At 67.3% G+C, this 18852-nt stretch carries 18 protein-coding genes and 2 pseudogenes; 6 read left to right on the forward strand and 14 right to left on the reverse strand.

What is annotated here, in order from left to right; translation table 11 throughout:
* Nucleotides 1-398: 398 nt before the first annotated feature.
* Nucleotides 399-953, reverse strand: a complete 555-nt coding sequence (locus tag GIW57_RS00005; RefSeq protein ID WP_236508765.1) for a DUF411 domain-containing protein — start codon at nt 951-953, stop codon at nt 399-401.
* Nucleotides 954-1073: 120 nt separating this feature from the next.
* On the reverse strand, nt 1074-1427 hold the full coding sequence (locus GIW57_RS00010; protein WP_285834936.1) for a CopL family metal-binding regulatory protein: 354 nt from the start codon (nt 1425-1427) through the stop codon (nt 1074-1076).
* 80 nt (nt 1428-1507) lie between these two features.
* Here GIW57_RS00010 and GIW57_RS00015 point away from each other — a divergent pair, with 80 nt between their 5' ends.
* A complete protein-coding gene (locus tag GIW57_RS00015; RefSeq protein ID WP_236508767.1) occupies nt 1508-1942 on the forward strand; it encodes a hypothetical protein in 435 nt (144 codons plus the stop codon).
* A gap of 10 nt (nt 1943-1952) precedes the next feature.
* Here GIW57_RS00015 and GIW57_RS00020 read toward each other — a convergent pair.
* Nucleotides 1953-4061: pseudogene (locus GIW57_RS00020) on the reverse strand (FdhF/YdeP family oxidoreductase).
* A gap of 211 nt (nt 4062-4272) precedes the next feature.
* Here GIW57_RS00020 and fdhD point away from each other — a divergent pair.
* Nucleotides 4273-5130, forward strand: coding sequence for a formate dehydrogenase accessory sulfurtransferase FdhD (gene fdhD, locus GIW57_RS00025; protein ID WP_100465532.1), 858 nt, complete (start codon nt 4273-4275; stop codon nt 5128-5130).
* 10 nt (nt 5131-5140) lie between these two features.
* On the opposite strand, the gene GIW57_RS00030 is transcribed toward fdhD, so the two are convergent.
* Nucleotides 5141-5677 carry a peroxidase-related enzyme gene (locus GIW57_RS00030; RefSeq protein ID WP_100552628.1) on the reverse strand — a complete coding sequence of 179 codons (537 nt, stop codon included), beginning with the start codon at nt 5675-5677 and terminating at the stop codon, nt 5141-5143.
* A gap of 106 nt (nt 5678-5783) precedes the next feature.
* On the opposite strand from GIW57_RS00030, the gene GIW57_RS00035 reads away from it, so the two are divergent.
* Nucleotides 5784-6665, forward strand: coding sequence for an AraC family transcriptional regulator (locus GIW57_RS00035; RefSeq protein ID WP_236508768.1), 882 nt, complete (start codon nt 5784-5786; stop codon nt 6663-6665).
* Nucleotides 6666-6672: 7 nt separating this feature from the next.
* Here GIW57_RS00035 and GIW57_RS00040 read toward each other — a convergent pair whose 3' ends face one another.
* The 8 genes from GIW57_RS00040 to GIW57_RS00075 all read right to left on the reverse strand — a co-directional run bounded on the left by GIW57_RS00040 (nt 6673) and on the right by GIW57_RS00075 (nt 13287).
* Nucleotides 6673-7233: a TetR/AcrR family transcriptional regulator gene (locus GIW57_RS00040; RefSeq protein WP_236508769.1), complete on the reverse strand. Its 561-nt coding sequence runs from the start codon at nt 7231-7233 to the stop codon at nt 6673-6675.
* Between the two features lie 5 nt (nt 7234-7238).
* The gene (locus GIW57_RS00045; protein WP_236508770.1) at nt 7239-8771 is read right to left on the reverse strand and encodes an MFS transporter; all 1533 of its coding nucleotides are present in this window, start codon (nt 8769-8771) and stop codon (nt 7239-7241) included.
* A gap of 125 nt (nt 8772-8896) precedes the next feature.
* Nucleotides 8897-9616: a hypothetical protein gene (locus tag GIW57_RS00050; protein ID WP_236508872.1), complete on the reverse strand. Its 720-nt coding sequence runs from the start codon at nt 9614-9616 to the stop codon at nt 8897-8899.
* A gap of 32 nt (nt 9617-9648) precedes the next feature.
* Entirely contained in the window at nt 9649-10275 is a 627-nt protein-coding gene (locus tag GIW57_RS00055) for a DUF3299 domain-containing protein (RefSeq protein ID WP_236508771.1), read from the reverse strand.
* The gene (locus GIW57_RS00060; protein ID WP_236508772.1) at nt 10265-10819 is read right to left on the reverse strand and encodes a DUF3299 domain-containing protein; all 555 of its coding nucleotides are present in this window, start codon (nt 10817-10819) and stop codon (nt 10265-10267) included. Before GIW57_RS00060 ends, GIW57_RS00055 begins: the two co-directional genes overlap by 11 nt.
* Nucleotides 10816-12069: an ABC transporter permease gene (locus GIW57_RS00065; RefSeq protein ID WP_236508773.1), complete on the reverse strand. Its 1254-nt coding sequence runs from the start codon at nt 12067-12069 to the stop codon at nt 10816-10818. Before GIW57_RS00065 ends, GIW57_RS00060 begins: the two co-directional genes overlap by 4 nt.
* Nucleotides 12062-12757, reverse strand: a complete 696-nt coding sequence (locus GIW57_RS00070) for an ATP-binding cassette domain-containing protein (RefSeq protein WP_236508774.1) — start codon at nt 12755-12757, stop codon at nt 12062-12064. The genes GIW57_RS00065 and GIW57_RS00070 overlap by 8 nt, the downstream gene beginning before the upstream one ends.
* Nucleotides 12754-13287 (reverse strand): DUF2796 domain-containing protein, encoded by a 534-nt coding sequence (locus GIW57_RS00075; RefSeq protein ID WP_100465541.1) that lies wholly within the window; start codon nt 13285-13287, stop codon nt 12754-12756. Before GIW57_RS00075 ends, GIW57_RS00070 begins: the two co-directional genes overlap by 4 nt.
* 32 nt (nt 13288-13319) lie before the next feature.
* Between GIW57_RS00075 and GIW57_RS00080 the strand changes: the two genes are divergently transcribed.
* Nucleotides 13320-13796 (forward strand): MerC domain-containing protein, encoded by a 477-nt coding sequence (locus GIW57_RS00080; RefSeq protein ID WP_089235786.1) that lies wholly within the window; start codon nt 13320-13322, stop codon nt 13794-13796.
* Between the two features lie 7 nt (nt 13797-13803).
* Here GIW57_RS00080 and GIW57_RS00085 read toward each other — a convergent pair whose 3' ends face one another.
* Nucleotides 13804-15993, reverse strand: coding sequence for a TonB-dependent receptor (locus GIW57_RS00085; protein WP_236508775.1), 2190 nt, complete (start codon nt 15991-15993; stop codon nt 13804-13806).
* Nucleotides 15994-16116: 123 nt separating this feature from the next.
* Here GIW57_RS00085 and GIW57_RS00090 point away from each other — a divergent pair, with 123 nt between their 5' ends.
* The gene (locus tag GIW57_RS00090; RefSeq protein WP_236508776.1) at nt 16117-16959 is read left to right on the forward strand and encodes an AraC family transcriptional regulator; all 843 of its coding nucleotides are present in this window, start codon (nt 16117-16119) and stop codon (nt 16957-16959) included.
* 103 nt (nt 16960-17062) lie between these two features.
* Here GIW57_RS00090 and GIW57_RS00095 read toward each other — a convergent pair.
* Nucleotides 17063-17944, reverse strand: a pseudogene (locus GIW57_RS00095) (LysR family transcriptional regulator); the annotation flags it as partial.
* Between the two features lie 106 nt (nt 17945-18050).
* Between GIW57_RS00095 and GIW57_RS00100 the strand changes: the two are divergent.
* Complete coding sequence (locus tag GIW57_RS00100; RefSeq protein ID WP_236508777.1) at nt 18051-18794, forward strand: SDR family oxidoreductase; 744 nt, start codon at nt 18051-18053, stop codon at nt 18792-18794.
* Nucleotides 18795-18852 lie beyond the last annotated feature (58 nt).

The raw sequence follows: 18852 nt of genomic DNA on the forward strand, positions 1-18852 counted from the left end.
GCTCGGCTTGTAGGCCGAAAGCAGCCGAGCGTGGGCTCGGCTCTACACGCGGCGCGCCGAAGAATGACTACGTGGATGCAGCCGAATGGTCGCTCGACACGCAGCTGGCCAAACGGCCGGGGCCCGCCGATTCTGTAGAGCCGAGCCGATGCTCGGCTTGTAGGCCGAAAGCAGCCGAGCGTGGGCTCGGCTCTACACGCGGCGCGCCGAAGAATGACTACGTGGATGCAGCCGAATGGTCGCTCGACACGCAGCTGGCCAAACGGCCGGGGCCCGCTGATTCTGTAGAGCCGAGCCGATGCTCGGCTTGCCGGCCGAAAGCAGCCGAGCGTGGGCTCGGCTCTACACAGGCCGCGTGGAAGGGTGCCGGTCAGACCGACCGGCACCGCCACTGAATCTCAGCCGCCCTGCCCGTGCTGTGCGAAGGGCTCGGTGCCGCCATCAGCCAGCACCAGCTCTACGGTATACGGCTGCACATAGCCATCAGGCATTTCCATGCCCGGAGATCCTGCCGGCATGCCTGGCAGGACGAGGCCACGCGCCGTCGGCCGTTCCTTCAGCAGGCGCTTGATGTCGCTGGCCGGAATATGGCCTTCCACCACATAGCCACCGATCTCGGCGGTATGACAGGACGCCTTGCCGGCCGGCACGCCGAGGCGCTGCTTGACCGGATGCATGTCATCGGTGTCACGTATCTCAACCGGGAAGCCGGCAGCCTTGAGGTGGTCGGCCCACACGCCACAGCAGCCACAACTGGCCGTCTTGTGGACGATGGCCAGCGGCAGTTCCGGATCGATCGTCGCCCCAGCCGTCACCGCGACTGCCGAGGCGGCTGCGGTTGCGGTTCCGGTTGCCGTTGCGGGCGAAGACACGGCCTCTTCGGAGGCACGCGCGCAGGCGGTGCCCAGCAGAACGGTGGTAAGCAACAGGCTCAGGGAAAGAGTGCGGTTCATATATCAGGTTGTCCTTTGCAATCGCAGGCGCGAGCGCCTGCCACCCACACGACGGATTCGCGTGGGTCAGGTAGATAAGGGGGTACTGCAGGACGGCAGGCACGCAATGCCTGCGCGCGATCAGGCGATCGGCGGACGGATCAGGTGCGGCAGCGCAGGCGCGGGATGACCGGGTCGCAGCGCCTCGCCGGGCACTGCACGCCGTGGCCATGCAGCAACGCTTGCCGCCGACGGCAGCATGGCCACACTGGCCGGCACGCATTCGCAACCCTCGCTGCTGCACGCGCCTGCGTCCCGGTCATCGCAGCAAGCGGGCGCGGCAGAGATCGCAATGTCGGCGCTCTCGTGGGGTGCACCGCAATGACCATCGCTGGCCTGACCGTTGATGCCGCCCGAGGCAAGCGCCAGCGCCGGTGCATTCAGCACCAGGGTCAGGAGCAGCATCAGTCGCAGCAGCAGGCCGGATATATCCACGGGCTGATGATAGCCGACGCACGACGCGCCCGTCGCCGCTGCCGGGTGTCATCATGGATGACGTTCATTGGAGCTTTTCCATGCCTGCCCGCTGCGCCTCTGCTGCCCTCCTGCTGTCCGCGTTGCTGAGCCTTCCGGTCATGGCAGGCGAACGCCAATGGACCGTGCTGTCCAGCGGCGATGGTGACGACACCCATGAGCGCTGGCAGGTGAGCGCGACGCGGTTGCATACGCTGCCCGCCTTCGACCCAGCGCGCGCCGAGCCGCCGCTGTCAGTGCACCAAGCGACGATTGCAGCGCTGGCCCACGCGCGCCTGCGCTATCCCAGCGATGACTTCATGGTCTCCGAAGTGAGCCTGCAGCGGTTCACCGCCGGCGCGGCGGCGCATACCGAAGATGCAGCGCGCGGCTGGGTGTACCTGGTCAGCCTCGACTACAACGCCAAGGGCTGGACCCAGATGGTTCCCGTGCTGCTGGACGGCAGCATCGTGCTCAGCGACAGCGAGGAACCGTAGGAGCGGCGCTTTACGCTGGCACCTCGACCTGCGCGCGCATCCGTACCGGAATGGATTTCGCCGCTGGCGTACCGCTGATCCGATCGTAGTAGTCCAGCGGCAGCAGTGGATTGAGCTCAGGGTAGTAGCCCGCCAGGGCACCGCGCGGCATCGGATAGTCAAGCACGGTCAACCCTTCGATGCGCCGCGTCACGCCATCGTCGCTGATCGTTTCCAGGCTCACCAGGGCTTCCTTGCCGAGCCCGCGCGCCAGACGGTCCTCGATGTTCATGAACACCACCATGCGGTCGTTGTACACGCCCCGGTAGCGGTCGTTGTAGCTGTAGATGGTGGTGTTGTACTGGTCGTGCGAACGCACCGTGGCCAACCGCAGCATCTCCGGGTCATCGACCACCGCGTTCACTTCCAGGCCCGGCATGACCAGGATGTTGGCCTTGCCGTTCGGCGTCGGCCACACGCGCCGACGCGGTGGAATATCCAGGTGAAAGCCGTGCAGTGCCTGGATGCGTTCGTTGAAGCCTGCGTAGATGTCCGGATAGACGGCGGCGATCAGGTCGCGGATCGGGCCGTAATCATGCATGTACGCCGCCCAGTCCACCTTGCTGTCCGGCAACGCCGCCATCGCCATGCGGCAGACGATCTCCACCTCCGGTAGCACGTGCTCGCTGGCCGGCTCCAGCACACCGCGCGACGCCGTCACGTTGGACATCGCATCTTCGATGGTGACGAACTGCTCCCCCAGTGGTGTGCGGATCCACTCCTAACGCGCCACCACTGGAAGAATCAGCGCGTCGCGGCCATGCACAAGATGACCTCGATTGAGCTTGGTGGCGATGCCCACTGTCAGTTCCAGCTTGCGCATGGCTGCATAGGCGCGTTCGGTATCGGGCACGGCATGGATGAAGTTGCCGCCCATGCCGATGAACATCTTGGCGCTGCCATCCAGCATCGCCGCGATCGACTCGACCACGTGGTGGCCATGTTCGCGTGGCGGATCAAAGCCGAACACCTGCTGCACGCGATCCAGGTAGCGCGCCGTGGGCTTTTCATCGATGCCGACCGTGCGATCGCCCTGCACGTTGGAATGCCCGCGGATCGGGCCGATGCCCGCGCCCGGCTTGCCGAAGTTGCCGCGCAGCAACAGCAGGTTGGCCACCTGCTGCAGCAGCCGCGATCCCTGCTGGTGCTGGGTCAGGCCCATCCCATAGCAGATCACCGTCGCCCGCGAACGGATGTAGATCTCCGCGCAGCGCCGTATCTGCTCCTGCGCGATGCCCGACACCCGCACGATCTCATCCCAGTCCTGCGCCAGCACGTCTTCGCGCAGTGCCTCCAGGCCAACGGTATGCTCGGCCAGGAAGGCATGATCCAGCACCTGCTCGCCCTGCGCTTCGCGCTCGAACATCACCTTCATCATGCCCTTGATCAGCGCCAGGTCGCCGCCGATATGGACGTGCACGAACTCGCTGGTGATCTCGGTGGAACCGAACGTGGCCATCTGCACCACGTCCTGCGGTTCGGTGAAGCGGATCAGCGCACGCTCGGGCATCGGGTTGACCGCCACGATCGGCACGCCGCGTTTGCGCGCTTCCACCAGGTTGCTCATCATCCGCGGCGAGTTGGTGCCGGTGTTCTGGCCCATCACGAAGATCGCCTCGGCGTGTTCGAAGTCGTCCAGCACGATGGTGCCCTTGCCCACGCCTATCACCGGCGGCAGGCCCCGGCTGGTCGGCTCGTGGCACATGTTCGAACAGTCCGGGAAGTTGTTGGTGCCGAACTCGCGCACGAAGATCGAGTACAGGAACGCCGCCTCCTGCGCCATCAGCTCGGTGACGGTGTGCTGGGCGAACAGCTCGCGGGTCACCCGGTGCTGGGTCGCTTCCCAGGCCAGAGCCTTGGCGCCGTTCTCGCAGAATTCCAGCTTCTTGCGGTGGTCGGCATCGGGGAACGCGCAGCTGGGGCACTTGAAGCCACCCGGCTGGTTCATCGCCAGCAGTGCCTTCGATCCCTTGCCGATCACGCTCTGCTGCAGCAGCACCTTGGCGGTCGCACCGGCGGCCCCCCAGCCGCCTGCCGGTTGGTTGTAGGGCTTGTAACGCGGCGGCTTCTGTTCGGACATGGTCGGGACCTGCGTTGGTGGAGTGCCTGCCTGCAGTGCCGGGCCCGCGCCCGGGTGCCGTGGCCAGTCAAGCACGCCGGCAACCGCGGCGCCATAGCCCAGCCGTGGTAACGCAGGCTGCCATGGCAACGGTTACCGCTGCGTCTTCACTGGATGGCTGCGTTATTCTGCGGGCGTAGCCTGCCCTTCTGCTTTGCCCAGGATGTGCCGCATGCCCGGATCGACGCCGCCCTCCCCTCCGCCCGCCGGCACGGCACTGCGCACGTTGCAACGCTGGCGCAACACAGCGCAGGAGCAGCAGGTGGACGTGATCGCCGAGGAAGTGCCGGTGGTGATGCGCTACAACGGTGCCGCCTTCGCGGTGATGATGGCCACGCCGTGCGACCTGGAGGATTTCGCCCTGGGTTTCTCGCTCAGCGAAGGATTGATCGAGCGCCCCGATCAGCTGCTGTCCGCCGAGGTGCAGCCACAACTGGAAGGCATCGAGCTGAAGATGACCGTGTCCGCCGACGCCCCGGCCGCCGCACTGGATCCGGACAACGGGCGCCTGCTGCCTGGCCGAGGCGGTTGCGGGTTGTGCGGAGCGCGTCAGCTGGAGGACGTGTTGCGCCCACTGCCGCCGGTGAAGGACCGCCGCACGTATCAGACGGCTGCACTGCAGCGGGCACTGGCCGGGCTGGCCGCGCAGCAACCGATGAATGCTGCCAGTGGTTCGACCCATGCAGCGGCCTGGGCCGATGCCAGTGGCCGCATCGGCTGGGTGCGCGAAGACGTGGGCCGTCACAACGCGCTGGACAAGCTGATCGGTGCGCTGCACCACAACGAACACAGCATCGATGGTGGCCTGCTGGTGGTGTCCAGCCGTGCCAGCTACGAAATGGTCAGCAAGGCAGCACGCGCCGGTGCCAGCGTACTGGTTGCCGTTTCGGCCCCCACCGCGCTGGCCATCGACCTGGCCCGCAGTGCTGGCCTGTGCCTGGTGGGTTTCGCCCGCGAAGGGGGCTTCAACGTGTATACCCACCCGGAGCGACTGCAGGGGGATGGCCTGCACGGCCACCCACCTGCTTGACGGCGCGGCCTCAGCGCAGCGCCACCTTCGGGAAGTCCACCGGCACGTCAAAGGCCACGTTGACGTAGTTGGTGAACAGATTGAGCGCTACATGGGCCAGAATCTCCACGATCTGCTCGTCATCGAAACCAGCCGCGCGCAGCGCCTGCACGTCAGCGTCGGCAATCTGCGCACGCTGCTCGACCACCTTCAGCGCGAAGTCCAGGGCGGCGGCGGTGGCCGGATCGCTGGACTGGCCGATCTGTGCAGCGGCCATCTGTTCGCCACTGGCGCCGGCCTTGCGCCCCAGCGCCGTGTGCGCGGCCAGGCAGTATTCGCACGCATTGCGGTTGGCGATGGCCACCGCGATCTGTTCACCCAGCAGCGGCGACAGACGGCCGCCACCCAGCGCGCCAAATGAGCCCCACATGCTCTGCAGTGCAGCGGGCGAGTTGGCTACGGCACGGAACATCGCCGGCGTGGCGCCGAAGGCGGCGTGGACCTGGCCCAGCAGGGCCTGGCGCTCGGGCGTGGTCGAGGTCGGGTCGATCAGGGGGATGCGGGACATGGGAGTACTCCTTGCGATGGCGCCCGGGATTGGACGATGGGCTCATCGTAGGTAAACTCGCAGGACGAATAGAGCATTTATTTCCATATATGTTGTCCATTCATCCATGATCGCCACACTGCCCCCATTCCCACCGTCCAACGATGTGCCTGACCGGCTGTCGACCCTGCTCGAACGGTTCCGGGTACAGGCAGCGCTGTTCCATTCCGGCCCGCTGTGCGGACGGCACGTGTTCGAACCGCAGCCGGGGCGCGCCTTCCTGCACATCCTGCGCAAGGGGGAAATGGAGGTGCATCACCCCGACACGGACTGCATCACGCGCCAGCTGAAGGTCACCGCCCCCAGCCTGCTGCTGTACCCGCGGCCACTGCGGCATGTGTTCCTCAACGCGCCGCTGGACGGCCCTGATTTCACCTGCGCCACGCTCGATTTCGACGGCGGTGCACGCAATCCGGTCGTCCAGTCGCTGCCGCCGGTGATGGTGGTGCCGCTGTCGGCCATCGGTGAGCTGGACGGCACCCTGCACCTGCTGTTCGCGGAAGCCGACCACCAGCGCTGCGGCTCGCGCCTGCTGACCAACCGCCTGTTCGAGGTTGCCCTGATCCAGGTACTGCGCTGGGTGATCGATCATCCCGATGCGGCAGGGGTCAGCCACGGGTTGATGCGCGGGCTGTCCAATGCGCGCCTGGCACGCACGCTGGTGGCCCTGCACCAGTCGCCGCAACAGGCCTGGACCCTGCCGAAGATGGCGTCAATCGCTGGCCTGTCGCGCAGCGCGTTCGCGGCGGTGTTCAAGGAAGTGATGCAGACCACCCCGGCCAGCTACCTGCTGGATTGGCGTTTGAGCCTGGCCTGCACGCAGCTGCGCGCGGGGGCAGCGGCCAAGCAGGTGGCGACCGACGTCGGCTTTGCCGATACCGCCTCGCTGTCCAAGGCGTTCCGCAAGCGCCTGGGGCTCTCGCCCCGCGCGTGGCTGGCGGCGCTGTAGCCCGCGGCTAGTCCTTCGGGGACCGCTCGGGAGAGAGCAGCCCGCCGATCCGCTCGGTCAACTGTGCGCGCACCTTCTCGTCCAGCTGGCCTTCGTACATGGCCTCGTAGATCCACAGGCCGTCGGCGGCCAGCCGCGCCACGAAATTGTCCAGCGCCGCAGGGTCGTCGCTGCCGGCGGCCGGTGGCGAAGGTGCCCAGCGCTGCACTACCGGTGCCCACGGCCGATCACTGGGGAACTCGGGGTCCACCGAGTCCAGCATGAACATCAGCTCGGCGCGGGTGGCACTCTGCGCCGAAACGCGCACGAAGGTCTGGTAGCGCTCCAGCGCAGTGGCCTCGCTGGCCGACTTGCCCAGCAGCGCCTCCATCGATGCTTCCCAGCTCTGCACCAGGTGCTCGTCGATGCCGCGCAGCAACGCTTCGCGCGACGGGAAGTGGTACAGCAGGCCGCCACGGGTCAACTGCGCCTCGGCCGCCACCGATTCAAAGGTCACCGCACGCACGCCGTCGCGGTTGATCACGCTGACGGCGGCGTCGAGGATGCGCTCGCGCTTGCTGGTTCTCATTGCCCCTATTTTACGCGATCGGCAGCGCCGTCGCGGCCACCGGCACGTCCACGCAGCAGGCGCGCGATGATCATCGCGCCGGCCGCCAGCACCGCACTGATCACCAGCAGCACGATCTGGTAACCGCGATCGTAGGCTACGGTGGCCAGGGCGAACCACTCACCCTGCCCCGTGTCACGCGCCACGTGCAACGCCTGGGTGAACCCCTCGCGCGCGGCGGCCGGAATGTCCGCCGACTCCGGCAGGAACGCGCCGTACATCGCAGCGCTCAGGCTGCCCAGCAGCGCGACCGCCAGCAGGCCACCGAACTCGTAGGATACCTCCTCCACCGACGAGGCCATGCCCGCACGATGCGGCGGTACGTTGTTGAGGATGGCGGTGGACGCTACCGAGATCGCAGCGCCCATGCCGAAGCCGGTGATCGCCATGCCGGCCACCACCCAGCCCAGGCCGTGCGGGAAGCCCAGCGCCACCACCCCGACACCTACCGCGCCAGCCGCAAGGCCGCCACAGATCAACGGACGCAGGCCGACGCGATGCAGCACGCTGCCGCCCAGCAACGCGCTGGGCAGGCTGCCCAGCGCCGCCACCGATACCAGCAGGCCCGCCTGCAACGGGCTGAGGCCGGCCACCAGCTGGAAGCGCTGGGTGGTGAGCAGCTGCAGCCCGGCCATCGCAAACAGGGTGAACACTGCCGAGAGGGTGCCGGCAAGGAAGGCCGGGTTACGGAAGATGGCGAAATCCAGCAGCGGATAGGGCAACTGCTGCTGACGGCGGCTGAAGGCGAAGCCGGCGATGACCGCCAGCAGCAGCGAGACAGCGCCCACCCCGTACGAGGGCGGCGTGGCGATCAGCGACTTGATCGCCAACACCAGGCCCGACAGCGCGGCCAGGGCCAGCAACGAGGACAGCAGGTCCCACGGCCGCGTGCTGTCGCGCTGCCCTTCCGGCGCCAGTACCAGGGTCGCGATGAAGGCGACCACCACCACCGGTACGTTGATCAGGAACACCGAGCCCCACCAGAAGTGCTGCAGCAGCCAGCCACCGATGATCGGCCCGAGTGCCGCACCGACGATGGCCACCGAACCCCAGATCGCGATGGCGATGTTGCGCTCGCGCTCTTCATGGAAGCTGAGCCCGATCAATGCCAACGTGGCCGGCATCATCGCCGCCGCACCCACGGCGAGGAAGGCACGCGCTGCAATCAGCTGCGCGGCGGTCGCAGAGAACGCGGCCGCCAACGAGGCGATGCCGAACACGACCAGGCCGATCAGGAACATCCGCCGGTGGCCGATGCGGTCACCCAAGGTGCCAGCGCCCAGCAGCAGGCCGGCCATCACCAGCGGATAGGCGTTGATGATCCACAGCGCCTGCCCGGCACTTGCCGAGAGTTCCTCGGTCAGGGTCGGCAGCGCCGTGTACAACACCGAGTTGTCCAACGTGACCAGCAGCAGGCCGGCCGCGACGGTGAACAGCAGCGACCAGCGTCGGGCGCGCGACAGGGACGGAGCACCGTCCAAGGGCTGGGAGAGAGCCATGGGGAACCTGGATGGGGAGGGGTACGCCCATAACTATACAGGACGTCCTGTATATTTATGGATCTCCCAGCGAACGCCATTCAGCTTCCGGGAGGCGCCCTGCCCGCTGCCGCAAGGCCCTGGCTTTACCTGCACTCCGCAGGCAATGCCGCGACCGCCTGCACTACCGGCTCCTGCATGGCCTGGCCTACTTCGGCATCCAGCTCGCCACGCAGATGGCCGTGCTGCCGCTGCATCGCGTCTTCGCACAGCGCACGCACCCGCGCACGAGCATTACTGCGCAGCGTGCTGCACCGCCAATCCCCCCCTCCCAACGGCAGCACCGAATAGACCACGCTGTTGCAGGCGTTGCCGGCGCGTTCTGGCAGCGGGCGCCCCCCGAAGTCACGCGGCGCACTGCTGCGCTGCGGGTCGAAGTAGCTGTCCGGGAAGGTGCGTGCGTACTGTTCGATATCCAACTCGATGCTGCCGCCATCGCCTGCCGGCAGGCGCAGTGGCTGGCCGCAGCCGGTGGCATCGGCGCGGTGCTGGATGTACTGGTAGATCGGTCGGTCCAGGCTCGCATCCTGCGTGGTCACGGTGCTCACCGCCGCCAGCACCGGCAGCGACGCACGGTTGGCCATGCGTGCCAGCACTCCCGCCTGCGCCGGTTCGCAGCGGTCGCGCAGCGTCGCCACCAGCAGGAACAGCAGGTCATCACGAAAGGCCTTGTCGGCAGCCATGTGATGTTCGATGCGTGCCTGCGCTTCCGCCGCCGGTGCGGGAAATGCCACTGCCGGTGGCGAGGGCGCTTTCGTTGCGTTCCACAGCAGCGCCACGCCCGTCCCTGCCAGCAGCACCACCATCAGCAGCGCGACGCTGCGTGCGCGGAGCCTGGTCATCGGGTGATCGCGGAAAGCGTCGCAGCGGCTGCGTCATAGGACGCGCTGGCGATATCCGCCTCGAAATGCTTCACCTGCAGGCGCCCTGACAGCCGGTAGGGGTCCCACAACGCGCCCATCGTGATCGGGATGGCCAGGGTCACATGGATGATCTGGTTCGGCGGTGGCGGCGGTACGTGGATGCACGCGCCATAGAACGGCACGAACAGCAGTTCGTCCACCTGCCCCGCGTCGTTCATCGCCAGCGGCACCACATAGCCATCCAGGTCCAGCGCCCGTCCATCCACGCCATCGACCACCGCCGACGAGCCGAACTGCTGCGCGCGCAGAGGGCTGGAATGATCGATGGCCTGCCCGGGCAGCGAGCCCGAACCGGTGTCGTCGATCAATCCGCCTACCCCATCCATGCCGTTGCCACGCGACAGCCCGATCTGCGGCGGTGGACGCTGGAAGCTGTCCTCCCCCGGCATCAGCGCGTCCCAGCGGTCGATCACTGCAGACGGCGCCGCTGGCGAAGCGGCAGCGTTGCTGGCATGTGGCGGGGTCTCCACGGCGGGCCGGCCACAACCCGCCAGCAGAACACCGGCAAACACAGCGGCAAACACCTTCGCGCTACGGTTCATAAGGCCTCAATTCGGCGCCGGCCATGCTGTAGGCCGAGCCGGCAAGATCATCGTCCACCCGCTCCGCACGCAGCACGCCGGCCAGGAAGAACGGCGAGTACATGTCGGGCATGGCGATCGGCCGCGGCAGCACCACGTGCACGATCTGGTTCGGTGGCGGCGGTGGCACGTGGATGCACGCGCCGTAGTACGGCACGAACAGGAATTCGAGCAGTCGACCATCCGCCGCATTGGCCAAAGGCACGACATAGCCCGGCAACCGCACCGCGCGATCCAGTACCGCGTCCACGGTACGGAACGTACCGAACTGGGCCATGCGCCGGTTGCCGCTGTGCTGCACCTCCGGCCCCTCGCCGCGCTCCAGTGCGGCCAGTTCATCGCCCGGCAGCATCTGCAACCAGTCCAGTTCCTGCTCGCTTTCCGTGCCAGCATTACTCTGCACCGGCGACGGCGGCAGCGCCTGCACACCGGTATCGGTCGGCCGCGTGCAGGCGACCAGCAGCATGGCCGCAGCCAGCAGCAACCCGCGGACGCCCGTGCTCATGACGCAGGCGCCAGGCCATCGGCCAGGGTGCGCCGGTAGGCCAGCAGTGCAGGCAGCAGGCCTGCGACCGCGCTGATCAGCAGCACGCCTCCCACCCAGGCCAGTTCGCGCGCGTCCGGCCAGACGTGGGTGATCGACAGACCGAAATTGGCCAGCGCCCAGCTGCGCCCCACCACGCTGGCGCAGGTCAGCACGGCCAGCGCCAGCGCGCAGGCCATCGCTGCGGTGGCCACGGCTTCAACGACCAGCAGGCAGGCCACATAGGCCGGACGCGCACCGGTAGCGCGCAGCACCGCCATCTCTCGGCGGCGCTCCTGCAGCGTCGATACCAGCAGCGCCATCAGCGAAACCATGCCCAGCAGCACCACCATCGCACTGATCAACTGCAGCGCGCGCTCTGCGGTACCCAGCGACTGCCACAGTTGCTGCAGGGTCACGCCGGGCAGGATCGCCTGCAACGCTTCGTCTGGATATTCGTTGATGCTGCGCTGCACGCCGAACGTTGCGATGCGCGAGTTCAGGCCGAGCATGAAGGCGGTGATGCTGGTCGGGGTCAGGTCGAGCTGGCGTGCCTGCTCGGCACTGACGTGCTGGCTGCGAAGCTGCACGCCGGAACGCCAGTCGACATGGATCGCCTCGATCGCCGGCAGTGACACCAGCACGGAAGAATCCACCGGCGTGCCGGTCCGCTGCAGGATGCCGACCACCCGGAACGGCTTGTCCGCATGCGTGGCCAGGGTTACCGCACCGGTGCCATGGGCCAGCACGATGTCAGCGCCCACGCCGATGTGCGCCGCCTGTGCCACTTCAGCACCAACCACCGCGTCATACAGGTCGTCGAACGGCCTGCCCTGTGCGAACGCCAGCGGATGCCCTGCGCCATGCCGGTAATGTTCGAAGTAGCCGGCGGTGGTGCCGATCACCCGATAGCCACGCCAGGAGTCACCCAATGACAGCGGCACTGCCCATTTCACCTGCGGCAGCGCGGACAGTTCCTGGTAGGACTGCCAGGACACGTTGTTGGTCGGGTCGCCGATATGGAACACCGAGTACAGCAGCAGGTTCACCGGCCCCGAGCGCGCGCCGACGATCAGGTCCGTGCCCGAGACGGTGCTGGCAAAGCCCTCGTGGGCCTGCGTGCGGATGCGCTCCACCCCCAGCAGCAGGACCACGCTCAGAGTGATGACCAGCACGGTCAGGCTCACGCTCAGGGCGCGGCTGCGCAGGCTGGCCCAGGCCAACTCAAACATGTACACCCCCTGCCCGGTTCAGATCACCCAGCGACAGCACCTGGTCGAACAACGGCTGCAGGCGGTCATCGTGGCTGACCACCAGCGCGGTGGTGCCGGCGGCGCGGCACTGCGCGGACATCAGCTGCAGGAAGGCCGTGGCCGCGTCGGGGTCCAGCGCCGAAGTCGGTTCGTCGGCCAGCAGTACCGCTGGGCGGCCGATCAAGGCACGGGCAGCGGCAACGCGCTGCTGCTGGCCAACGCTGAGCGTGCCCGCCGCACGCGGCATCAGTGCCGGGTCCAGCTGCAGCGCGCGCAGCAGGCGCGCGATCTCGGCATCCAGCCCGCCTTCGATGCGCGCATTGCGCAACGGCGAGAAGCGCACGCCAAGGGCGATGTTGTTGCGCACGCTCAGGAACGGCAGCAGGTTGAACTGCTGGAAGATCACGCCCAGCTGGTCGGCGCGGAAACGATCGCGCGCGGCGGCACCGAGCGTGTTCACCGCATGACCGGCGACACGGATGCTGCCGCGGCCCGGCAGCAGGATGCCCGCCAGCAGGCCCAGCAGCGTGCTCTTGCCCGAGCCGCTGGTGCCGCGCAGCAGCACGCTGCTGCCCGCGCTCACCTGCAGCTGTGCGATATCCAGCACTGCTCGGTCTGCGTAGCCGAACTGCACGCCCTGCAGGTCGATGATGGCGGCTTCGTTCATGGCGCCAGCGGCACCCGCAGGCTGTCGGCGGTCACCACGCTGCGGCCTTGCCCGGTCGACGTCGCGGTATTGACGATCACCTCATGCAGACCTGGAAACAGCGTCGGCAGCGGCAATGCCAGCCCACGCAATGCCGCCGGGTTGGCGCAGTGGTAGCGCAGTGCTGCGGTGAATCCGGCGTGCGTGTGCTGGCCAGGCTGCGTTGCCACTGCTACTGGCGCAAAGCCCTCCGCAGTCGCCTCGGCATGGTCCAGCCGGCACTGCGCAGCACTCGGCAACGTGACCCAGCTGCCGCTCTGCAGGATCGATCGCGCCCGCGCCAATGCGGCCTGTTCGCGGCTGTCGGCAGGCGGTCGTTCGAAATCGAGGATGCCGATACCCGGCGCACGCAGTGCCAGCTCCAGCGTTCCCTGCTCCACGGCCAGATCGACATCGGCCTGGCCATGGACATGCGCATCGTGATGGCGCACGTCGTGGGCGTTCGCAGAATGGGCAGCAAGCAGCAGTAGAAGGGCGGCAGAACGTTTCATGGGGGAACTCCGTATTGTTACTATGTAACATTATGGACCACATCCCGACCTCGCCTGCAAGGGCCCGCACCCAGCCGCCAGCTTCGGCACGCTGGCATCCCCGCTTCGATCTGGCAGGCGCCTGGCTGTCGCTGGCCTGCGCCGCGCATTGCGTGGCCCTGCCTCTGCTGCTGGCCTTCACGCCCGCGGCGATGATGGCGCTGCGCTCGTTCCAGCACCCTGGCCACGCGGCGATGACCGCGCTGCTGGTGATGTCGCGCTGGGAATGGCTGTTCGCGCTGCTGGCCTCGACGATCGCCCTGCTCAGCACCGCCGCCGGCCAGCGCCGCCATCAGCGGGCACTGCCGCTGTGCGTGGCCCTTGCAGGCGCAATCCTGCTGCTGTCCGCCTCGCTGTACCTGCCATTGAAGGAATCACTGCTCTGGCATGGCGCTGCCACCGCCTGCGGTGGGGTGATGCTGGCCGTCGCACATCTGCGCAACCGGCGGGCCCTGCGGTCCGCCGGCTGATGACCCTTCAGAACCGGTAGCCGACCTCGGCGCCGACAATGCGCGGGCTGTCCACCGGCCCGTAGTAGTTGCCATCGCGGCCGAAGGCCAGGTTGTCGAAGATCAGGCCGTTGATGCGCCGCTTGTCGGTCAGGTTCTGCACGAACACGCGCGTGCTCCACGGGCCCCGCTCGTAACCCAGCTGCACGCCCAGCACGGCCACGGCCGGCTGGAACGCCCGATTGCGCTCGTCCAGCGCGCTGGAACCGGTGAACTGCGATTCCACACGGGCGTAGATGCCGGAGTCGAACTGATACCGCGCGGCCAGGTAGCCGGTGTAGTGCGGCGTCAGCTTGACCCGCTTGCCGTGCAGGTTCTCCTGCGGGCTGACCCACAGCTTGGTGTACGTCGCATCGACATAGCCGACATTGGCCATCACCGTGAACCCCGGCGCGACTTCAAATACGCCTTCCAGTTCCGCACCGCGCGACCGTATCGAGGCATCCGAGCCCACGTAGTCGGAAGAGATCGGCCGGCCGTTGGCATCGGTGGCCACCTGGATTTCCTGCCAGTTGTCCGAGCTGATATGGAACAGCGCGCCACCGATATGGCCACGGCCACCTGCCAGGTTCATCTTGAAGCCCGCTTCATGGCTCCACATGCGTTCGGATTCGTAGCGCAGCACCTTGTCGTTGATCACATCGCTCTGCGCGGCGGCCAGGTTGAAGCCACCGGGGATGTAACCCTTGGCCGAGGCCGCATAGAACGACAGATCATCGCTGGCGTCGTAGCGCAGCGAGACGCGCGGCAACGTCGCCGAGAACGTATGTGCCAGGGCGGCGTCGCGGTAGCGCACCAGCCCTCCAGCGCCGAGGTCGAGGAATCCAGCCCGCTGCTCGGTGGAGCGGCGGGCCTGCTCGTGGCGGATGCCGAGGTTGGCGGTCAGCTTCGGCAATGCCGGCAGCGTGTAGCTGGCGGTGGCGAACACACTGTAGTCCTCACCCTTGGAGGTCTGCCGCGGCGCCAGGTTGTAACTGTCCAGGCCGCGCAGCGCCGGGCCGACGAAGGTGCCCTGGATCGAATCCTTGTCGATGCGGTAGGTCGATACACCGGCCATCCAGGTCAGCGCCTGGTCGCTGGGCGAGCTGAAGCGCGCCTCGGCATTCCATGCATCCTTCCTGTCATAGATGTAGCCGGCCAACGCGGAGCTGGCCGTCATGTCGAAATCATAGCCAGCCGAGGTGGTTTCCTCGCTGCGGTACGAGGCGGCAACATCCAGGGTGCCGGCCTGCAGTTGCCACTGCGCGCTGAGGCCGGCAACGGTCTCGTCCTTTTCGGTGCGCTTGGGCGCATCGTTGATGTAGGTGAAATCACCGGCATGGCGGCCACCGTTGAGGCGATCGCCATAGGTGCGGTTGTACAGGCCGGTATCCAGCGGCAGGTACTCGTACTCGAACATGCCCGGTGCGCGTGTTCGCAGGTGATAGGCCAAGGCGTTGACGGTCACGTAATCGCTGGGGCGCCAGCGCAGCTTGCCCTGCAGGTAGCCCTCTTTCACTTCGCCGCGCGCGCCGTACGGGGTCAGGTTCTTCAGGTGGGCATCCTCATCGGACCCCATGAACGCCACCGAGCCCGACAGCGTGCCGTCCTTGCTCAGCGGGCCTGCCAGGAAGCCATCCACGGCCGTACCGTTGCCGTTGCCGAACCAGGTGCTGCGCACGTTCACCTCACCCTCGCGGGTATCGGCCGGGCCGCGCGTGCGCACCAGCACCAGCCCCGACTCGCTGTTGGCACCGTACAGGGTGCCCTGCGGCCCCCGCAGCACCTCGACCGATTCCACCTGGTTGAGTACCGCATTGCTCAGCTCGCGGAACGGAATGCCATCGATGTAGACCGACGCGCGGTTGACCAGGAAAGGATTGGATTCGATGCCGCGGATGGAAATGAACATGTTGCTCAGCTGGCCCATCACGTTGAACTTCACGTTGGGGGCCAGCTTGTCCAGGTCACGGAACTCGGTGACACCGGCTTCTTTCAGCGCCTGCCGGTCAAGCACGGTCACCGACAGGTCACTCTTCAGGTAAGGCGTGTCGCGCTTGGAGCCGGTGACCACCACGCCATCGAGGGTGGTGGCATCGGCGGACTGCGCGTGGGTGGGAAGAACAGGGACGAGCAACGACGCTGCAACGAGGGCAACGGAGGAAACGGGGGCTTTCAAGGGAAACCTCATGAGGAACGGAAACGCGCCTGGCGGGCCGGCTGGCGCAAACTGTTATCCTGTAACATTCGCCGCTCGCCGCCACTCCATTGCAGTCAGCGCTGCTCCATTCCTGGACCCGCCATGCCCGCCCTCGCCGACCAGTTGCACCGGGAAGTCGCCCAGCCCATGGAGGGAACCGTGACCAGCGAGGATGGCTCGGTCGTTCTGCTGCGCCATGGCTTCCAGGCAAGCGAAGGCCCCATGGGGCATCCGTACCAGCTGCGGCTGGGCCTGCTGCTGGCCGGTGGCGGCAACCTGTACCAACGCACCACTGGCGGGGTCCTGCAGGCCCCGTGGCATCCGGGCCAGTTCAACGTGGTACTGCCCGGCGATCATGGACACTACGCCAGCCCTGCGGTGGAGCTGCTGGGAATGGCCATCGATACCTCGCAGTGGCGCGATGCGCCTGGCGGCTTCCCGGACGTCCCCTCCCTTTCCCTGCGGCTGCATCGCGACCCGGTCATCGCCTCCGTACTGCAGGCGCTGTGGTCCAGCGCGCAGGTTGACGCCTGCCTGCCCGGGTTCCTGCAGTACGGTGCAGAAGTGGTGGTGCGGCGATTGGCCCAGCTTGCCGGCCAACCGCACGCCCGGCCACGCATGGCCGCACCGCTGTCATCGCGGCAACTGCGCCATTTGCAGGGCTTCATCGATGAACACCGTTCGCAGGCGCTGGATGTCGCAGCGCTGGCCGGCGTACTCGGCATGGAACCCACCACCTTCAGCCGCGCGCTGCGCGCCGCCACCGGCATGCCACCTTATGCCTACCTGACCCAGCGCCGCATGCACTGGGCGCAGCAGGCGCTGCAGGGCGGCCTCAGCGTGACCGAGGTGGCCATGGCCTGCGGCTACGCCAACCCCAGCAAGTTCAGCGCTGCCTTCCGCCGCGTTGTCGGCGTCTCCCCGTCAACCTGGTCACGCCACTAGATCCACGCCATGCGTGGATGAGCCACCAAGCACGCTCCGCCTCGAACGGTCGCGCCAGTAGATCCACGCCATGCGTGGATGGGCCGCCGTGCGCGCGCTCCGGCTCGAACACAGCCGCCACCCAGTCGATGAACACCCGCAGCCGCGGCGATGGCGTGCGGTTGCGCAGATAGACCAGGCTGATCGGGCTCGGCGTGGGTGGCATATCAGGCAACAGCTCCAGCAGCTGCCCGCGCGCGATGTACGGGTCCATCCGGTAACGCGGCGCCTGGATGATGCCCAACCCGGCCAGCGCGGCACCGAGGAAGGCGTCGGCACCGGACACCCGCACGCGCGCCGGCAACGGCATATGGCGCACCTGGCCGCCCTGCTGGAACTCCAGCGGAATCAGCTGGCCGGTGGCGCTGGAACGGTAACCGACCATCTTGTGCCCCGCCGCCAGCGACGCGATGTTCTCCGGCTGCCCGTGCGCCTGCACGTAGGCAGGCGACGCCACCGTGACCTCGCGCAGCAACGCCAGGCGCCGCGCGGCCAGATCGCTGTCGGCCAGGGTGCCCACGCGGATGGCCGCATCCACACCCTCGCGCAGCAGGTCGACATAGCGGTCGCCCTCGCTGACCTCCAGTTCGATGTCCGGGTAACGCTGCAGGAAATCCGGCAGGTGCGGAAACAGCAGGTGACGGCCCAGCGCACCGTGCACTTCAATGCGCAGCGGTCCGCGCGGTGGCACGTCACGGAACGCAGCTTCGGCATCGTCCATGTCCGCGATCAGGCGCAGACAGCGGCCGTAGAAGGCCTCGCCTTCCAGCGTCGGCACCACCACGCGCGTGGTCCGGTGCAGCAGGCGCACGCCCAGGCGCTGCTCCAATGCCTTGATCGCATCGGTCACCGTGGCCCGCGGCAGCCCCAGGTCTTCGGCGGCACGGCTGAAGCTGCGGCGCTCGACGATCCGGACGAAGGCACGCAAGGCGGTGAATCGATCCATTGTTCGGCTGGCCGGATGATGTTTCCGGATTATCCATGATTATCCGCGACGGCGGATAGACGAAGATGGCCCTGCGCCATCCCGACGTGACTCCCTGGAACCTGCCATGACCTCCCCCGCTTCCCGCCCTGTCGCCCTGGTCACCGGCGGCTCCCGTGGCATCGGCGCTGCCATCTCGCGCCGCCTGGCCGCCGACGGCCACGCCGTGGTCATCAACTATGCCGGCCGCCGCGATGAGGCCGAGGCACTGGCTGCCGAACTGACCGCCAACGGCGGCCACGCCGTGGCCCTGCAGGCCGATGTGGCCGACCCGCCGGCTGTGCATGCCCTGTTCGACGCGATCGAGGCGCGCTTCGGTGGCATCGACGTGGTGGTCAACAGTGCCGGCGTGCTGCAGTTGGCCGCATTGGCGGACAGCGATGATGCATTGTTCGACCGCGTGATCGGCATCAACCTCAAGGGCGCATTCAATGTGCTGCGCGAGGCCGCGCGGCGCGTGCGCGACGGTGGTCGCATCGTCACCCTGTCCACCAGCGTGGTCGGCATCAAGCTGGAAAACTACAGCGTGTATGCCGCCAGCAAGGCCGCCGTGGAAACGATGGGGGCGATCCTCAGCAAGGAGCTGCGTGGGCGCGGCATCACCGTGAACGCGGTGGCACCGGGGCCGACCGCCACCGATCTGTTCCTGGACGGGAAGTCGCCCGAACTGATTGATCGGCTGGCGAAGATGAACCCTTTGGAGCGGCTGGGTACGCCGGAAGACATCGCCGCTGCGGTGGCATTCCTGGCCGGTGCCGATGGAGGGTGGATCAATGGCCAGGTGCTGCGCGCCAATGGTGGGATGGTGTAGATCGCATGCCAACCAAGGTTGGCATCTACCAGATCACGCCACATCGGTAGTCGCCCAC

The organism is Stenotrophomonas sp. PA-6-5C (assembly GCF_021605635.1).
In the GTDB taxonomy this organism is placed as follows: domain Bacteria; phylum Pseudomonadota; class Gammaproteobacteria; order Xanthomonadales; family Xanthomonadaceae; genus Stenotrophomonas; species Stenotrophomonas lactitubi.